We start from the raw sequence: 17123 nt of genomic DNA, 5'->3' as shown, positions 1-17123 counted from the left end.
ATAAAACTTGCAAATTATCACTCATGTGATTATACTCAGTTTGTTTAAGGAAGAAAGAAGTCCTATAACTAATGTTCTTCTTTTAAGTGTCATATCTAGCTATATAAAAAGTTCACTTAGACCAAACCCGCTTTCCACAAACTACTGTGGAGGGCTTTATCTAGTAACGTATAAGCTATATTACTGATTTCGAGATTTTCGGCTCATTCGATATAAAAGAGCAGACGATCAACAACGTTATTTATTTAACCAAAGTATAAATAAAGAGGTGCTGGATTTGCAACAACACGAAACACCATTGTTCACTGGTTTAGTAAACCACGCTAACAAAAACCCTATTCAATTTCATATACCTGGCCACAAAAAAGGGGCTGGTATAGATCCTGAATTTCGTTCTTTCATAGGCGAAAACGCCCTGTCAATTGATTTAATTAACATTCAACCACTTGATGACCTCCATCATCCACACGGTATGATTAAGCAAGCACAGGATCTAGCTGCTGAAGCTTTTGGTGCTGACGCAACCTTTTTCTCTATTCAAGGAACAAGCGGTGCAATCATGACAATGGTTATGACTGTATGTTCACCAGGTGATAAAATTATTGTACCGAGAAATGTTCATAAGTCTGTCATGTCTGCAATCATTTTCTCCGGCGCAACACCTGTATTTATTCATCCGGAAATTGACCCTAAGCTTGGCATCTCACACGGCATTACTCCTATAGCCGTTAAGAAAGCATTAGAACAGCACCCTGACGCAAAAGGTGTCCTTGTCATTAACCCCACCTATTTTGGTATATCTGCTAATCTTGAAGAGATCGTTACGATTTCTCATGAGTATGACGTACCTGTATTAGTTGATGAAGCTCACGGTGTTCACATTCACTTTCACGAGCGACTGCCCGTTTCAGCCATGCAAGCCGGTGCAGATATGGCAGCTACAAGTGTGCATAAATTAGGGGGATCAATGACACAAAGTTCCGTCCTTAATGTAAAAGAAGGGCTTGTTTCTGCAAAACGCGTCCAAACCATTATTAGCATGCTAACAACTACCTCCACTTCGTATATCCTTCTTGCTTCTCTTGACGTTGCAAGAAAAAGATTGGTCATGGATGGTTATGATTTAATTGAACGCTCCATACAACTTGCAGAAGAAGCTCGAAAGCAAATAAATGATATTTCTCCTCTATATTGTGTCGGGCAAGAAATCCTTGGAACGAACGCTACTTACGATTATGATCCAACGAAATTAATCATTTCTGTTCATGACCTTGGAATTACTGGCTATGAAGCTGAAGTTTGGCTTCGAAAAGAAGCGAACCTTGAAGTAGAGCTTTCTGATTTGTATAACTTATTATGTATTGTAACTCCTGGCGATACCGAGGAAACAACCAGCGCTCTTGTCCATGCTCTAAAAGACATGGTAGAAGCCTTCAAAGAGACAGAAGGTTCAATCACTAAAAAGTTTGATGTTCACGCTCCAGATATCCCGATTCTAGCTGTTTCACCTCGAGATGCTTTTTATTCTGAAACAGAGGTGATCCCATTTAAAGAATCGGCTGGTCGGGTCATTGCAGAATTTGTGATGGTTTATCCACCTGGAATTCCAATCTTCATCCCAGGTGAAATCATTACAGAAGAAAACTTAACATATATCGAAGAAAACATTGAAGCTGGATTACCGGTTCAGGGGCCTGAAGACGACGAATTAGTTCACATTCGGGTCATTAAAGAATATAAAGCCATTAAATAAGAGGCGGCCAATTGGCCGCCTCTTTCTTTGCTATATAAGTTATTTTTTATCTTTTTTATTGCATTCCGGGCATCTGCTATAAAGTGTACTTACCTTCTCTTCATGTACGTGATCAATTGTTTTTTCGCAAGTTTGGCAAATGATAATACCCATTCTCAACACCCCTTAAGTTAGTTTTGAAAACGCTTCCGTTTCGCTTAACTTCATAATAGTGTGTCACAATTGATTTGTCAACACTATATTGTATATCACATTATATTCTTTTTGTGTCTAATATGTGTGGATGAACGACCAATTGTCAGAATACAATTTACACTGTACACTTTAATATATGACGATGGGAGGAATGATCATGCCTCAAAGTGCTTACTTAAAACCAAAAACGGAAGATGAACTATCACTTGATCATATTAAAAGCTTACTTTCCTACTACATGGACATAACATCCAAAACTGGAGAGCAACTTTCTTGGTCCTATAGTGAGTCTGCTTTCCCCTATACTTTGATTGAACAAGTGGATGGAGACATTTGGTTTTATTTAAAAGGAAAACATAGTGATTATCGGATGATTATCATCGGTTTAGTAGACAGCAAACTTCAGATTGTTCTACCAGATCAATCCACTCACGGTGATAAAGCGAAAGCGAATGAATTATGTAAATTTCTTGCAAATAAATTACAGGCCGATCTTACTCTCTTCAATGGTAGAACAATGTATTACGCAAAAAAATAAACAGCCAAATGGCTGTTTATTTTTGTAAAGGTTCAATTTCTTCAGGATCAATTAAGTTATAATCTTTATCTCTTAATCCTTTCACAATATCTCCTAATGCAGCAGCTGTCCAATCACGGTCATGCATAAGTAAGTTTGCCCCATTTTGAAGTAGCGGTGAATTTACCATAATGTCTTTGGTTGCAGCTTCACTTTGATATTCCTTTACCCAGTCATACCCATATGTCCAATTCATCACGAGCATGCCTTCTTCTTCGGCTAATGACTTCGAAAAGTCAGTATTAGATCCAAATGGTGCTCTAAAGAACTTCGGCTTTTCTCCAATTACTTCTTCGATCATTTCATTTACCTTCAATATCTCTTCTTTTTGCTCTTCTTCTGATAATGTTTTGAGATCAGCGTGCGTCATTGTATGGTTTCCTATTTCAAAGCCCATATCATAAATTTCTTTTAACCTTGCTTTTTCTTCATCTGTATCAATAAAATGACCATTAATAAAGAAAATGGCAGGAGCATCTAGTTCTTTTAATGTTTTTGCCATTTCTACGGCATTCGTATCTGGAGCATCGTCAATTGTAAGTAGAACCGCTTCAGCAGGAGCATCATTTATCGGTTCAAAGCCCCAAAAAGCTTCGTTAAGTCGATATTCAGGCTCTACTTCTTCTGCAGTAGCTTCTTCTTCTTTCTGATCCTCTGATTCAGCATTACTTGTCGCGTCTGAATCTGTTTCTTCCTTATTTGTTTCTTCGTTTGTTTCTTGTTCATTTGAAGCTTCACTATTGTTTGCTTCATTCGTTGATGCTTCTGAGTTTTCTTGTGAACCAGCATTTGTTGAACACGCTGCTACAAAAAGCAAAAGCGCTAATGTCATCCATTTCAATGTGTTAGTCATTTCTCTCTCCCCTTATCTAGTCTCATTTCATCATAAACGAATTAATGAACAGTATAAAGAGGAAATTGTCACAAATAACCAACTATCTACCCATCTATTTTTCAACTATTCCGACTTCCTTTCTGACATGGTTTTTTCCTTTACAACGTTTAAAACAACAAATATACTAGACAACGTGTCTTTTGCTTGACTTGTCCTGAAGCCTGTTAATAAAAGGGAATAGGGCGCTTGCCTGCATAGTTTTGGTAACGACAGGTAACATTGAGTACACATACATTTTATTTTCTGTGTATAAAAGTGCTTTCAGATGACAGTGCTATTATTTGGAATTAATTTAGAAAGGTGATGATGAAATTTGAATAAGCTTACAGCAGTCTTTGTTATCTCTGTACTTCTGTCTCTAATCTTTATTTCTTGGGGAACGATTTCTCCTGAGTCATTAGATTCGACTACAAGCTCACTTCAAAGCTTTCTTCAAGTGAAGTTTGGATGGTTTTATTTATTAGCAGCGTCAGGCTTTCTTATTTTTGCGATTTATCTTATCTTTTCGAAGTATGGAAGACTTCGACTTGGTAAAGAAACCGATGTACCTGAATATAACCTAATTACATGGTTTGCTATGCTTTTCTCAGCCGGAATGGGGATTGGACTTGTATTCTGGGGTGTAGCAGAGCCGATGTTCCACTACTATGATCCTCCAGCTGGGGCAGCTGGTCAGTCAGATGAAGCAGCGCGACTAGCCTTTCAATACAGCTTCTTCCATTGGGGACTTCACCCGTGGGGAATTTACACAGTCGTTGCTCTCGCACTTGCCTTCTTTAAATTTAGAAAAGGTGCACCAGGCTTAATCAGCGCGATTTTCTATCCGATTCTTGGAGAACGTGTAAATGGACCAATTGGTAAACTAATCGACGTTATTGCTGTCATTGCGACTGTATTTGGTGTCGCGACGTCCCTAGGCTTTGGTGCTTCTCAAATAGGCGGAGGAATTTCCTATTTAACAGGCATTGAAAATTCATTTACAACACAGTTAATCATTATTCTTATTGTAACTGTCCTCTATATGATCTCTGCTTCAACGGGGATTTCAAGAGGGATTAAGTATTTAAGTAATACAAACATTGTCCTAGCGATCTTGCTCATGTTCTTTTTGTTATTCGCAGGACCTACAAACTTTATTATGGACCTCTTCACATCTACACTTGGATCTTACATTCAAAACCTACCAAGTATGAGTCTCCGTATGAGACCTTTTGAAGGGTCATCTTGGATCCAGAGCTGGACAATCTTCTATTGGGCATGGTGGATTGCCTGGGCGCCATTCGTTGGAACATTTATTGCTCGAGTATCAAAAGGTCGAACGATCAGAGAATTTGTTCTTGGTGTCCTTTTAGTTCCGACAATCTTTGGTGCATTATGGTTCTCCGTATTTGGAGGGTCAGCTATTTCACTTGATATGGCAGGAACAGGTATTTACGACATTATCAATAACCAGGGTATGGAAGTTGCGCTATTCGCTGTACTTGAGCAATATCCACTTGGAACAACCATGTCGATTATTGCCATTTTACTAATCAGCACATTCTTTATTACTTCAGCTGACTCAGCAACATTCGTCCTTGGAATGCAAACGACGAACGGAAGCATGAATCCTTCCACCAAAGTGAAATTAACTTGGGGTGTGATTCAGTCATCTGCTGCTGCAGTTCTGCTTTGGTCTGGAGGATTAGGAGCCCTTCAAACTGCTTCTATCATAGCTGCATTCCCGTTTGCTATTATTATAATAGGAATGATCATTTCTCTCATTAAAGCCTTTAAACAAGAGAAAATACCTCCTAGACCACCTAAGAAAGATGATCCAAATTCATAAAACACTAAAAGCGTCCTACCCTCTTGGTAGGACGCTTTTTTCATTTATGTTCTATCTATTATATTAATGAACGTTATCGAAATTAGTTTATAATCTATAACCAAACGTAGAAAGCCTAATCTTTAAATTGATACGTCCATCAAATTAAATGGTATAGATAGATAATGATGAATGCCAGAGTAGAAGAAAAAGAAATCAAATAGATAAGCTCTCTTCCTCTTCTAACCATTTGAACAGAAATCGTACAAATAAGATAAAGAAAAACTAAAAATAATAAAATCTTAAATCCAATATGATCTCGAGGAGAATAATAAATAAGTTGAAAAAAACCAAACCAGATCAAAAGCTGAATGCAAATAACTTTTCCATACATGGAACGGCACCTCCGCGTGATACAAGTGTCCTATTCGTAAATGTATGTGCAAGTACATCTCCTAATCGCTTCATTTCTATATTTAGTTTCCAATAAAGAAAGAAAACTGAACATACCTAATCCATTCGGTTATATTTATGAATGTGGTGCATTTCCAACCTCTATTAACTAATAAGAGCAATTGAATCGACTTGAATGAATTATAAAATTATCATGAGCGGTCTGCTCATTCTCCATATAAAAACTCCAGAGACTATTGTCTCTGGAGTTTTTCAATTAATTATTAACCAATGTGAATTGGAGTACCTAGAGCTACTTCAGCAGCTTCCATAGTAATTTCTCCAAGTGTTGGGTGAGCATGAATTGTAAGCGCAATGTCTTCAGCTGTCATACCAGCTTCGATTGCAAGACCAAGCTCAGCAATCATATCAGAAGCGTTAGGACCAGCAATTTGAGCGCCGATCACTAGGCCATCTTCTTTACGAGTGATAAGCTTCATAAATCCTTCACTGTCGTTAAGAGACAATGCACGGCCATTAGCGCCGAATGGGAATTTAGATGCTTTCACATCGAATCCTTGATCTTTCGCTTCTTGTTCAGTGTAACCAACTGAAGCGAGTTCTGGGTCAGAGAAAACAACCGCTGGGATTGCAAGATAGTCAATCACAGAGTTTTCACCACTGATCGCTTCTGCAGCTACTTTACCTTCGTAAGAAGCTTTATGAGCAAGTGCAGGACCTTCTACGATATCACCAATAGCATAGATGTTATCGAAGTTTGTACGACACTGCTTGTCAATCTTCACAAGACCTTTGTCCGTCATTTCAACGCCAAGTTCTTCAAGACCGATTTCATTTGTATTAGGCTTACGACCAACTGTAACTAGTACATAATCAGCGTCAAACGTCTGCGTTTCACCTTTGATTTCTGCTGTTACTGTTACGCCGTCTTCTGTTTCTTCAACGCCTTGTGCAAGAGCTTGAGTAATGATTTCTACATTACCTTTCTTCTTAAGACGACGAGAAACAAGAGAGCTCATTTGTTTTTCGAATCCAGGTAGAATTTGCTTCGTACCCTCAAGGATTGTTACTTCAGTACCGAAGTTTGCGTACACAGTACCAAGTTCGATTCCGATGTATCCTCCGCCGATAACAACCATTTTCTTAGGAACTTCGTCAAGTGCAAGTGCACCAGTTGAAGAAATAACGCGCTTGCTCCATTTGAAGCTTGGAAGTTCGATTGGGCGAGATCCTGTTGCGATGATGCAGTTGTTGAATGTATACGTTTGAGAGTTCTTTTCGTCCATGATACGAACTGTGTTCTTATCGACGAAATAAACTTCACCGCTAACAACTTCAACTTTATTAGATTTCATAAGTCCTGCTACGCCGCCAGTAAGCTTGTCAACAACAGAAGACTTCCACTCCTGAACTTTCTTCATGTCAACGCTCACGTTCTCAGCAGTGATTCCGATATCATCGGAATGCTTTGCAGACTCATATTTATGAGATGCATTAATCATTGCTTTTGAAGGGATACAGCCGACGTTTAAGCAAACTCCGCCTAGAGTTCCTTTGTCAGCAATGGCAACTTTCTGACCAAGCTGTGCTGCACGGATTGCAGCAACATATCCACCTGGTCCAGCTCCTACTACAAGTGTGTCTAATTCGATTGGAAAATCTCCTACTACCATATTATTACGCCTCCATCATTAAGAGTTGTGGATCGTTCAACAGACGCTTGATGTGGTTAAGAGCAAGTTGTGCTGTTACGCCATCAATAAGTCTGTGGTCGTAGCTGATCGATAGAGCAAGAACAGGTGCAGCAACGATTTCTCCGTCGATAACAACTGGCTTCTCCTCAATACGACCAATACCAAGAATAGCAGCATCCGGGTTGTTGATGATTGGTGTAAACCATTGACCACCAGCAGAACCCAGGTTAGAAATAGTACATGTGCTACCTTTCATATCGTCCCCTGATAGTTTACCATCGCGAGCTTTTTTAGCCAACTCATTAATTTCAGATGAAACATTAAGAAGTGGCTTACGGTCTGCTTCTTTCACAACTGGAACAACTAGTCCAGCGTCAGTGTTAGCAGCGATACCGATGTTGTAGTAATGCTTGTGTACGATTTCGTCAGTAGAATCATCAATAGATGCATTCAACATTGGGAATTCGCGAAGTGCAGAAACAAGTGCTTTTACAACGTATGGAAGGTAAGTTAGCTTCACATCTTTGTCTGCAGCATATTGTTTGAACTTCTTACGGTGAGCAACAAGATCTGTTACAACAATTTCATCCATGTGAGTAACGTGTGGAGCAGTATGCTTGGAGTTAACCATTGCTTTTGCAATTGCTTTACGCATACCTTTCATCTTCTCACGAGTTTCTGGTTGTGCTGATGCTTGTGGCTGTGCTGATGTAGTAGAAGCTTCTTGCTTCGCTTCAGCTTTTTCTTCTGTCGCTGCTGGAGCTTCAGAAGCTGCTTCGCCACCACCATTCAAGTGACTGTCGATATCTTCTTTCACAACGCGACCATTCTTACCAGAACCAGATACTTTAGAAATGCTTACGCCGTTTTCACGAGCATACTTACGTACTGCTGGCATAGCGATAACTCGTTTAGTAGGATCTGTTTCTTCGTCGTCTTCAGGAAGTGGTTTTGATCCAGCGCTGTCTTCTTTCGCTTCTGATTTAGCTTCTGCTTTAGGAGCTTCTTCTTCAGCTTGTGGCTGTTCAGCTGCTGGTTCTTCTTCTGCATCTTCATAACCTTCTGCGTCGAAAGTGATGACTACATCTCCAACAATAACAGTTGCACCTTCTTCAGCGTGAACTTCTTTAACTGTTCCGTCTACTGGAGAAGGGATTTCAACAACAGCTTTGTCGTTTTGTACTTCTGCAAGAATATCGTCTTCTTTTACTTCATCTCCGGATTTAACAAACCATTTTACGATTTCGCCTTCATGGATACCTTCACCGATATCCGGCATCTTAAATTGAAATGCCACGGGACTTCGCCTCCTAATTGTAGAAAAATTTTGCTCGTATAAGATCTGAAGCGAAGCGCATAATGCGGCTTCACTTCATGTTTTTTTATAAAATGTTAATTAGAAATTAACAACTTGTGTAGCTTTTTCGATGATGTCAGTGTGATCAGGAAGCCATACATCTTCAGCAGCTGAGAATGCGAATACAGTATCAGGTGCAGCTACGCGAAGCACTGGTGCTTCAAGGCTTAGGATTGCGCGGTCGTTGATTTCTGCTACAACGTTAGCTGCAATTCCTGCTTGCTTTTGAGCTTCTTGAACAACAATTGCACGGTTTGTTTTTTCAACAGAGGCAATAATTGTATCGATATCGAGCGGGCTAACCGTACGAAGGTCGATTACTTCTGCACTAATGTCGTTCTTTTCAAGCTCTTCAGCAGCTTTAAGAGAAGCCTGAACCATCGCACCGTAAGTTACGATTGTGATGTCAGTACCTTCACGTTTTACTTCAGCTTTACCAATTTCAATTGTGTATTCTTCTTCAGGAACTTCCTGACGGAAAGAACGATAAAGCTTCATGTGCTCAAGGAAAATAACTGGATCGTTATCACGAATCGCAGAAATAAGAAGTCCTTTTGCATCATAAGGGTTTGAAGGGATAACAACTTTTAGTCCTGGCTGTTGCGCCATTAGACCTTCAAGGCTATCCGCGTGAAGTTCTGGTGTTTTAACACCGCCACCAAATGGTGAGCGAACAGTAATCGGCGCGTGGAAAGAGCCACCTGACCGATAACGAAGACGAGCCATTTGACCGGAAATAGCATCCATTACTTCGTATACAAATCCAAAGAACTGAACTTCTGGGACTGGACGGAATCCAGTAAGTGCAAGTCCGATAGACATACCACCGATACCTGATTCAGCAAGCGGTGTATCGAATACGCGATCTTCGCCAAATTCCTTTTGAAGTCCTTCTGTCGCACGGAAAACGCCGCCGTTTTGACCTACGTCCTCACCGAATACGAGTACGTTCTCGTCATTTTTCAACTCCGTACGCATCGCATCAGTGATTGCTTGAATCATTGTCATTTGCGCCATAGCTTACTTCGACTCCTTTGCACTATATTGTTCGTATTGTTCACGAAGGTTCTGTGGAAGCTCTTCGTACATGTTAGAAATAAGATCCGTTACTTTTTGCTTAGGAGTGCCATCTGCTTTTTTAATAGCAGCTTTGATTTCTTCCTTCGCTTTATCGACTACTTCGTTTTCTTTCTCTTCAGACCAAAGGTTTTTGCTCTCAAGATACTTGCGGAAACGAACGATTGGATCTTTCTTTTCCCACTCGCTATCTAGATCTTCAGAACGGTAACGAGTTGGATCGTCACCAGCCATTGTATGTGGACCATAGCGGTAAGTCATTGTCTCGATTAGAGTTGGACCTTCGCCATTAATTGCGCGCTCACGAGCGTCAGTAACTGCTTTATAAACAGCAAGAACGTCCATACCGTCTACTTGAACACCCTGGATACCAGCTGCAACTGCTTTTTGAGCGATTGTTTTCGCTGCAGATTGCTTTTCAACTGGAACAGAGATTGCAAAGCGGTTGTTTTGCACAACAAAGATAGCTGGAGCAGCATATGCACCTGCAAAGTTCATCCCTTCATAGAAATCACCTTGTGAAGCACCACCGTCACCAGTGTAAGTGATCGCTACGTTTTTCTTGCCTTTTTTCTTAAGTCCAAGTGCAACACCAGCAGTTTGTGTAATTTGAGCACCGATGATGATTTGTGGGCTCAACACGTTCAGGCCATCAGCCTGGTTCCCTACAAAGTGACCACGAGAGAATAAGAATGCTTTATATAATGGAAGACCGTGCCAGATGATCTGTGGAACATCACGGTAACCTGGAAGAATCCAGTCCTCTTTATCAAGTGCAAACTGACTTCCTAGTTGTGAAGCTTCCTGTCCTGCAGTTGGTGCGTAGAAGCCAAGACGTCCTTGACGGTTCAAAGAAATTGAACGCTGATCAAGAATACGTGTGTACACCATGCGGCGCATTAGTTCTTGAAGCTGCTCATCTGATAGTTCAGGCATTGCTTCTTTGTTCACGATTTCGCCATTTTCATTTAGAATCTGGAACATTTCGAATTGGCCTTCGATGTTTTCAATGGTTTTTGTTCCCATACCTTTCACCTCATCCTTTCATTCATAAAGAGATAGATTATTGAATTGCAATAGTGCAATTGTGAGTGGGTCGTTCAGTTTACAGACATAACTAGCATGTCCATTTCAACGTTATTAAATGACAAATAGCATTCATTAAATTGCATTACTTAAGACAACACTCAATGTCATACCCTTAATTCTGAAGAAATAATCCCTAGCGCTATGTATTACTGCGAATAATAGTCTGTATCAGTAAGATTAAGGAAGTGCTTCTCTTCATGAGTAAGTTCGTTTTTAAGTTTACAATACAGTAAGTTTCAAGTCAATTAATTGATTTAATTATTGCGTGCTAAAAGATGAAAACCAAACTGTTACATTACATAATCCCACACTGTACTAGTGTAAATAATTAGAAATACCATATTTAAAGTCGTCCATTTTGTTAACAATTTACCTTTTTCCTTGTTGTTGGACGATCTTTCAACTTAATTTATCCAAATCGAGCTAAAAACTAAGGAAAGGGAGACGATCTAAAAAGAACCGCTCAAGTTGAGCGGTTCTTTGGTTATTCTGAGTAGTTTACGTCTAATTCAGCTGATTGATAAAATGTTTTTTTCGCTTCATTAAACTCAGTTGTATATTTATTGAACTCTTCCTTATGCTCAGACACTTTACTGTACTGATCATTTACAACCTTAATTTGTTCCTGAAGCTGTTCTAATGTAAGTTCTTTATCTTGAAGTGAACTGTAGAGCTTCTTATCTTGTTTCACTGCTTCTTCATATTCTTTATTGAGCTTTTCATAAGCTTCATATCGCTTATCCATTGTCTCAATGAGGGTCTTAGCGTCCTTTTTAGCAGCGTCACCTTCAAGGTCTTCTGTTAGATCTTTAATTTCTTCAAATTCTTTGTAAGCTTCATCTATACTTTCTTTTTCCTTTTTTAAGTACTCAAGTCTTTTATCCGTATTTTCTTCTGCTTGCTTTGAAAGCTTTTCGACTTCATCGAACTCATCCATACTTAGTGCAACAATGTCATCATAAATTTCTTGTTCCTTTTTTTCTGCTTTAGCTAACGGTTCTTGTTGTTCCCTAAACTGGTCTTCAAGTGCGACCGCTTCTTCTAAATGATCATACATTTTTTCTTCTGTACTACCACCGAATTGACAACCCGTTAAACCAATTAAAAGAAAACAGAAAAAAAGAGAAATAATTCCCAAACGATATTTACGTAGCAAAAAAAGTCCCCCCACATATCCAATTCATACCAATTGATTTCACATCACTGATTACTATACCACAAGACAGTTCTCAATAGAATACTCCATTTTTACAACACCCCAAAATAATCAGATCCCCCGCCCATTAATACACTTATCGTTCTAGACTTTTATTTTAGAGCCTTGCTCATCTATGCTTTCCTTGTTAGCTCATCTTCTTTATTATATAAGGTTAGTATGACATGCTATTTTAAAGGATTTTCAGTTATGTTGGGTTGTGCTAAACTATCACTATTGTAAGATTTTAATGGTGCTGAAATAAGGAAAACCACTTTTCCAAAAAGTTTGCTTGAATCAGAGCAATTTCTTTATTCCCTCCATAAAGTTGAATATAATTAATATTAGAATGACCGTTTTTGAATAGGAGTGAATGATGATATGTTAACCATGAAAGATATTCGCAGAGAAGGAGATCCAGTTCTTGAGAAAGAAGCGAAAGAGGTTGATCTTCCTGCCTCAGAAGACGATAAACAAACTTTAAGAGAAATGCTTGAGTTTCTTAAGAATAGTCAGGATCCTGAAACTGCACTTGAATATGAACTGCGCTCAGGTATTGGTATTGCGGCACCACAAATTGGCATTAGTAAACGGATGATTGCTGTCCATGTGTCTGATCACAGAGGCACTTTATACAGCTATGGAATTATGAATCCTAAAATCATAAGCCATTCAGTTGAAAAAACCTACTTAGATGGTGGCGAAGGGTGCTTATCTGTGGATCGTGAAGTACCTGGTGCAGTACCGCGTTATGCACGCATTACCGTAAAAGGTGTGGACGCTGAAGGAAATCCTCTTAAGCTTAGATTAAAAGGACTACCTGCCATTGTTGTCCAACATGAAATTGACCACCTTGATGGGGTTATGTTTTATGATCGTATTAATAATGAAGAGGCAAGTGAACTTTCTCCATTAGGAAACTAATTTAATAAGCATTAAAAAAGGGATCGCAATAATTATTGCGATCCCTTTCTATTATAGTAGTCCAACTTTTTTAAGACCTTTTTGAATACCGTTTTGGTCAACTGGATCAGTCACTATATCAGCCACTGCCTTCACTTCATCATATCCATTTCCCATCGCTATACCCGTCCCTGCAAATTTCAACATTTCTATATCGTTCAACGCATCTCCAAAAGCATACGTATTTTCACGTTTAAAACCGAGATGGTCGATCATAGCTTCAATTCCTCTTGCCTTTGAACCACCAGGAGGAATTACATCCATTGAATAATCATGCCAGCGGATAAAATCAAGGTTACCATATGCATCGCGATATTCATTCTCTTCTTTACTTTCGCAGAACAATAGCGCCTGATAAATATCTCTTGAATGATAATAAGAAGGATCATATCCAGGATAGTGCATCTTAAGATCATCCATACTCTTCATAATATGTGGGTGCTCATCGTGATTACTCATCATTGCTTCATGATCGAGAAAGACCATTGGATGACCATTTCTCCTTGCTTCTTCTTCAAGTACAGTGATTTCGTCACGACTAAGAGGGTTCGTTAAAACAACCTTTTCTTGATGTTTCACATACTGACCATTAAAACTAATAAACGTATCTATCCCAAGGTCCTCTCTTAGATCTGCAAACATAAAAGGAGCTCTTCCGGTAGCAATCGCTACATGGACACCTTTTTCCGTTAAAGCTTTTAATGACTCTCGTGTTGAAGATGGGATTTGTTTATTATGATCAAGAAGTGTCCCATCGATATCAAAAAATACAATTTTCTCATTGTGCATTATTTTCACCTATTTTCACTAATTTTTCTATGAGAACTAGCTTAACTATGCGAGTAATCAAGCTGACTTCTTTATAGAATTCACTTCGCGATTTGCTTTCCTACCTGACATGTAGACGCCAGTAAAAATACAAAGCAGCCCGATAATCATAGGGAACGTAATTACTTCATTTAAATAAACACTACCCCAAATCAAAGCTGTCACTGGAACAAGATATGTCACAAGAGTGGCAAACTCTGCACTCCCCTTCTGAATCATATAATAGAAAAGTAAATAAGCGAGACCTGAGCCAAACACGCCTAGACCAATAAGCGATATTAGAATATCACGTTGAAGCAGGAAGGTAAACTCAATGCCCACCTCCCCAAACAGGGCCATTAATAGTCCCCCGCCCACTGCCCCAATCATAAGCGTGATAAATGACAAAACATCAACTGGCACATCTTTCAAATTCTTTTTCGTGAATTGAGAAGCAAAGCCATAGCACGCTGTTGCAATGAGCATAGGTAAGACCCCCCACACATCTCCCTGAACTAATTCCTGAATATCCAGGTCAATGAGAAAGAGAATTCCAATAAACCCTACGATAATTCCTGACCATTGCTTTTGATACAGAATTCTACCGAAGAAAAGCGCACCAATTACGCTTGTAAAAAGGGGTGTAGTTGCATTAAGAGTAGCAGCAAGACTGCTTGTAATGCGCTCTTCGCTTAATGCAATCATTCCCCAGGGAATGAGCGCATTCATTATCCCAATCGTGATAAGGCTCGCCCAGGGTAGGTCCTTTCTTATCTGTTGAAGGCGTCTTCTGATCAGTAAGTACATGAATAAAGCCAGTGCGCCTAGCAAACATCTAAAGAACACTACTCCCCAGGGTCCTACAACAGGTACTATTAATTTGATGAACATGAATGACATGCCCCATATTAAGCTGAGTGAAATAAGTGCGGCATAAAGTCTCATTGGTACCCCCTTTGAATATGTAATTCTGTATAAATAGCCCTATGTATTTGTAGCTTTACGTAAAGCTGATCATCCCTTATGCTATACCACTATCTTATGTTACATTAAATGGCATCAAGTGTCTTCGGTTATAACATCCACCTTTTCCCAAATTAATTCAATCAGCATTGATAAATACTAGGCTTAGTTATCAAAAAAAGGAAGGATGAGCATAATGTATCGTAAAATGAAACGTAAACTGATTAAAACCTGGAGAAATGTGCTATTTCCACAACCGAAATATTCCATTGATTAACCTAATTTGCACATAAATTCATGCAAATTCTCCTATTTCTTATGGAAATGTGGTTAGAAACATGAAAAAGAAACCAATTTCCTATATAATAAACGAAGATGCACACAAATTGTCTGAGTTAAGGAGAGATTTAGAATGATTTATAAGGTATTTTATCAAGGCACTAAAAAGGAGGTTCCTGTAAGAGAGCGAACAATGAGCCTTTACGTAGAGGCTACTTCTGAACGGGAAGTTCGCTACAAACTTAAGGAACGCGATATCAATATCGAATTTATTCAAACCGTGGAAGATGACTTCTTAGAGTTTGAGCAAAAATCAGAGCACTTTGAATTGGAGAATGTATAGACTATGAAATTTGTTAAAAATCATCAAACCGCCGTTTTCGCTTTAGGTGGACTCGGAGAAATCGGTAAAAACATGTACGGTATTCAGTTTCAAGACGAGATTATTCTTGTTGATGCGGGAATTAAGTTCCCTGAGGAAGAATTATTAGGAATTGACTACGTTATTCCTGATTATTCTTATCTCGTAAAAAACCAGGATAAGATTAAAGGTCTTTTTATTACGCACGGTCACGAAGATCATATAGGCGGCATCCCCTACTTACTTCGTGAAATTAATGTTCCTATTTATGGAGGAAAGCTCGCTTTAGGATTTATTAGAAATAAGCTTGAAGAGCATGGCCTTCTACGTGGGGCATCCCTAAATGAAATTACAGAAGAAGATATTATTAAATTTAGAAAGACTTCTGTTATGTTCTTTAGAACAACACACAGTATTCCGGATTCCTTTGGGGTTGTTGTTAAAACACCTCCAGGTAATATTGTTCATACAGGAGACTTTAAGTTTGACTTCACGCCAGTTGGTGAACCAGCTAACTTAACAAAGATGGCTGAGATTGGTAAAGAAGGCGTTCTAGCTCTCCTTTCTGATAGCACAAACAGTGAAGTTCCTGGATTCACCATGTCTGAGCGTCGCGTTGGTGAAACCATTCAGGATATCTTTAGAAAAGTAGACGGACGCGTTATTTTTGCTACATTCGCATCCAATATTCACCGCCTACAGCAAGTGGTTGAAGCAGCTGTCGAAAATGGACGTAAAGTAGCTGTATTTGGTCGTAGTATGGAGTCCAACATTACAATTGGACAAGAACTTGGCTATATTAATGCGCCTAAGGATACGTTCATTGATGCCAATCAAATTAATCGACTACCTGAGAACAAAGTGACAATTCTTTGTACAGGAAGTCAGGGTGAGCCAATGGCTGCTCTATCTCGAATTGCGAATGCAACGCATCGTCAAATTCAAATCATTCCTGGAGATACAGTTGTCTTCTCTTCTTCACCTATCCCTGGTAACCAGGTAAGTGTATCAAGAATCATTAACCAGCTTTCTCGTGCAGGCGCTGACGTGATTCACCATAAACTAAGTGACATTCATACATCTGGTCACGGTGGTCAAGATGAGCAGAAGCTTATGCTTCGTCTCATTAAGCCAAAATTCTTTATGCCAATTCACGGTGAGTATCGCATGCTTAAGATGCATACGAAGCTTGCTCAGGATTGCGGAATTCCACAAGACCATTCCTTTATTATGGATAATGGTGAAGTTCTTGCTCTTAGCGAGAATGAAGCTTCGATTAGCGGTAAGATTCCATCTGGATCTGTTTATGTAGATGGTAAAGGTATCGGGGATATTGGAAATATTGTTCTTAGAGACCGTAAAATTCTCTCTGAAGAAGGTCTAGTTATTGTCGTTGTCTCCATTAACATGAAAGAGTTTAAGATTCTTTCAGGTCCAGATATCATTTCACGAGGATTTGTTTATATGAGAGAATCTGGTGATTTAATTAATGATGCTCAAGAGCTATTATCGAAACATCTTAATGGCGTCATGGAAAAGCGTACAAGTCAGTGGTCTGAAATTAAAAATGAAATTACAGATACTCTTGCACCATTCCTTTACGAGAAAACGAAACGTCGCCCTATGATCCTTCCGATCATTATGGAAATTTAATTATACAAAAGAGCCTGTCGCAAAAGCGACAGGCTCTTTTGTTA

General features: G+C 39.1%; 16 protein-coding genes. 6 read left to right on the top strand and 10 right to left on the bottom strand.

Going from position 1 to position 17123, the window contains the following annotated elements; translation table 11 throughout:
- Positions 1-277: 277 nt before the first annotated feature.
- On the top strand, positions 278-1753 hold the full coding sequence (locus IQ283_RS16915; RefSeq protein ID WP_194221277.1) for an aminotransferase class I/II-fold pyridoxal phosphate-dependent enzyme: 1476 nt from the start codon (positions 278-280) through the stop codon (positions 1751-1753).
- Positions 1754-1792: 39 nt separating this feature from the next.
- On the opposite strand, the gene IQ283_RS16910 is transcribed toward IQ283_RS16915, so the two are convergent.
- Complete coding sequence (locus IQ283_RS16910) at positions 1793-1906, bottom strand: GapA-binding peptide SR1P (protein ID WP_098443236.1); 114 nt, start codon at positions 1904-1906, stop codon at positions 1793-1795.
- A gap of 199 nt (positions 1907-2105) precedes the next feature.
- Here IQ283_RS16910 and IQ283_RS16905 point away from each other — a divergent pair, with 199 nt between their 5' ends.
- Positions 2106-2486 carry a DUF1885 family protein gene (locus tag IQ283_RS16905; RefSeq protein ID WP_194221276.1) on the top strand — a complete coding sequence of 127 codons (381 nt, stop codon included), beginning with the start codon at positions 2106-2108 and terminating at the stop codon, positions 2484-2486.
- 16 nt (positions 2487-2502) lie between these two features.
- Here the strand turns inward: IQ283_RS16905 and IQ283_RS16900 are convergent, their stop codons facing one another.
- A complete protein-coding gene (locus IQ283_RS16900) occupies positions 2503-3378 on the bottom strand; it encodes a polysaccharide deacetylase family protein (protein WP_194221275.1) in 876 nt (291 codons plus the stop codon).
- A gap of 355 nt (positions 3379-3733) precedes the next feature.
- On the opposite strand from IQ283_RS16900, the gene IQ283_RS16895 reads away from it, so the two are divergent.
- Positions 3734-5248, top strand: a complete 1515-nt coding sequence (locus IQ283_RS16895; RefSeq protein ID WP_194221274.1) for a glycine betaine uptake BCCT transporter — start codon at positions 3734-3736, stop codon at positions 5246-5248.
- 139 nt (positions 5249-5387) lie between these two features.
- On the opposite strand, the gene IQ283_RS16890 is transcribed toward IQ283_RS16895, so the two are convergent.
- The 6 genes from IQ283_RS16890 to IQ283_RS16865 all read right to left on the bottom strand — a co-directional run bounded on the left by IQ283_RS16890 (position 5388) and on the right by IQ283_RS16865 (position 12014).
- Complete coding sequence (locus IQ283_RS16890; protein ID WP_194221273.1) at positions 5388-5621, bottom strand: hypothetical protein; 234 nt, start codon at positions 5619-5621, stop codon at positions 5388-5390.
- Positions 5622-5904: 283 nt separating this feature from the next.
- Positions 5905-7314 carry a dihydrolipoyl dehydrogenase gene (gene lpdA, locus IQ283_RS16885; RefSeq protein ID WP_194221272.1) on the bottom strand — a complete coding sequence of 470 codons (1410 nt, stop codon included), beginning with the start codon at positions 7312-7314 and terminating at the stop codon, positions 5905-5907.
- A 4-nt stretch (positions 7315-7318) separates the two neighbouring features.
- Positions 7319-8632 carry a dihydrolipoamide acetyltransferase family protein gene (locus tag IQ283_RS16880; RefSeq protein ID WP_194221271.1) on the bottom strand — a complete coding sequence of 438 codons (1314 nt, stop codon included), beginning with the start codon at positions 8630-8632 and terminating at the stop codon, positions 7319-7321.
- 99 nt (positions 8633-8731) lie between these two features.
- A complete protein-coding gene (locus IQ283_RS16875; RefSeq protein ID WP_159782242.1) occupies positions 8732-9709 on the bottom strand; it encodes an alpha-ketoacid dehydrogenase subunit beta in 978 nt (325 codons plus the stop codon).
- A 3-nt stretch (positions 9710-9712) separates the two neighbouring features.
- Positions 9713-10795 (bottom strand): pyruvate dehydrogenase (acetyl-transferring) E1 component subunit alpha, encoded by a 1083-nt coding sequence (gene pdhA, locus IQ283_RS16870; protein WP_194221270.1) that lies wholly within the window; start codon positions 10793-10795, stop codon positions 9713-9715.
- 547 nt (positions 10796-11342) lie between these two features.
- Positions 11343-12014 (bottom strand): YkyA family protein, encoded by a 672-nt coding sequence (locus tag IQ283_RS16865; protein ID WP_194221269.1) that lies wholly within the window; start codon positions 12012-12014, stop codon positions 11343-11345.
- 420 nt (positions 12015-12434) lie between these two features.
- Between IQ283_RS16865 and def the strand changes: the two genes are divergently transcribed.
- A complete protein-coding gene (gene def / locus IQ283_RS16860; RefSeq protein WP_194221268.1) occupies positions 12435-12977 on the top strand; it encodes a peptide deformylase in 543 nt (180 codons plus the stop codon).
- Between the two features lie 51 nt (positions 12978-13028).
- Here the strand turns inward: def and IQ283_RS16855 are convergent, their stop codons facing one another.
- Positions 13029-13805, bottom strand: a complete 777-nt coding sequence (locus IQ283_RS16855) for a Cof-type HAD-IIB family hydrolase (protein ID WP_194221267.1) — start codon at positions 13803-13805, stop codon at positions 13029-13031.
- A 57-nt stretch (positions 13806-13862) separates the two neighbouring features.
- The gene (locus IQ283_RS16850; RefSeq protein ID WP_194221266.1) at positions 13863-14768 is read right to left on the bottom strand and encodes a DMT family transporter; all 906 of its coding nucleotides are present in this window, start codon (positions 14766-14768) and stop codon (positions 13863-13865) included.
- A gap of 430 nt (positions 14769-15198) precedes the next feature.
- Between IQ283_RS16850 and IQ283_RS16845 the strand changes: the two genes are divergently transcribed.
- Positions 15199-15408, top strand: a complete 210-nt coding sequence (locus tag IQ283_RS16845; RefSeq protein WP_194221265.1) for a DNA-dependent RNA polymerase subunit epsilon — start codon at positions 15199-15201, stop codon at positions 15406-15408.
- 3 nt (positions 15409-15411) lie between these two features.
- The gene (gene rnjA / locus IQ283_RS16840) at positions 15412-17079 is read left to right on the top strand and encodes a ribonuclease J1 (protein WP_194221264.1); all 1668 of its coding nucleotides are present in this window, start codon (positions 15412-15414) and stop codon (positions 17077-17079) included.
- Positions 17080-17123: the final 44 nt, after the last annotated feature.

It is taken from the genome of Pseudalkalibacillus hwajinpoensis (genome assembly GCF_015234585.1).
GTDB lineage: Bacteria > Bacillota > Bacilli > Bacillales > Guptibacillaceae > Guptibacillus > Guptibacillus hwajinpoensis_B.
The sequence above is the reverse complement of the archived record's forward strand: the minus strand, read 5'-3'. Positions and strand labels throughout refer to the sequence as shown.

Excerpts from the sequence above, each read along its gene's own strand:
- IQ283_RS16910 (WP_098443236.1), bottom strand. The coding sequence starts at position 1,906 with ATGGGTATTATCATTTGCCAAACTTGCGAAAAAACAATTGATCACGTA.
- IQ283_RS16905 (WP_194221276.1), top strand. The coding sequence starts at position 2,106 with ATGCCTCAAAGTGCTTACTTAAAACCAAAAACGGAAGATGAACTATCA.
- IQ283_RS16900 (WP_194221275.1), bottom strand. The coding sequence starts at position 3,378 with ATGACTAACACATTGAAATGGATGACATTAGCGCTTTTGCTTTTTGTA.
- IQ283_RS16890 (WP_194221273.1), bottom strand. The coding sequence starts at position 5,621 with ATGTATGGAAAAGTTATTTGCATTCAGCTTTTGATCTGGTTTGGTTTT.
- lpdA (WP_194221272.1), bottom strand. The coding sequence starts at position 7,314 with ATGGTAGTAGGAGATTTTCCAATCGAATTAGACACACTTGTAGTAGGA.
- IQ283_RS16875 (WP_159782242.1), bottom strand. The coding sequence starts at position 9,709 with ATGGCGCAAATGACAATGATTCAAGCAATCACTGATGCGATGCGTACG.
- pdhA (WP_194221270.1), bottom strand. The coding sequence starts at position 10,795 with ATGGGAACAAAAACCATTGAAAACATCGAAGGCCAATTCGAAATGTTC.
- def (WP_194221268.1), top strand. The coding sequence starts at position 12,435 with ATGTTAACCATGAAAGATATTCGCAGAGAAGGAGATCCAGTTCTTGAG.
- IQ283_RS16855 (WP_194221267.1), bottom strand. The coding sequence starts at position 13,805 with ATGCACAATGAGAAAATTGTATTTTTTGATATCGATGGGACACTTCTT.
- IQ283_RS16850 (WP_194221266.1), bottom strand. The coding sequence starts at position 14,768 with ATGAGACTTTATGCCGCACTTATTTCACTCAGCTTAATATGGGGCATG.
- IQ283_RS16845 (WP_194221265.1), top strand. The coding sequence starts at position 15,199 with ATGATTTATAAGGTATTTTATCAAGGCACTAAAAAGGAGGTTCCTGTA.
- rnjA (WP_194221264.1), top strand. The coding sequence starts at position 15,412 with ATGAAATTTGTTAAAAATCATCAAACCGCCGTTTTCGCTTTAGGTGGA.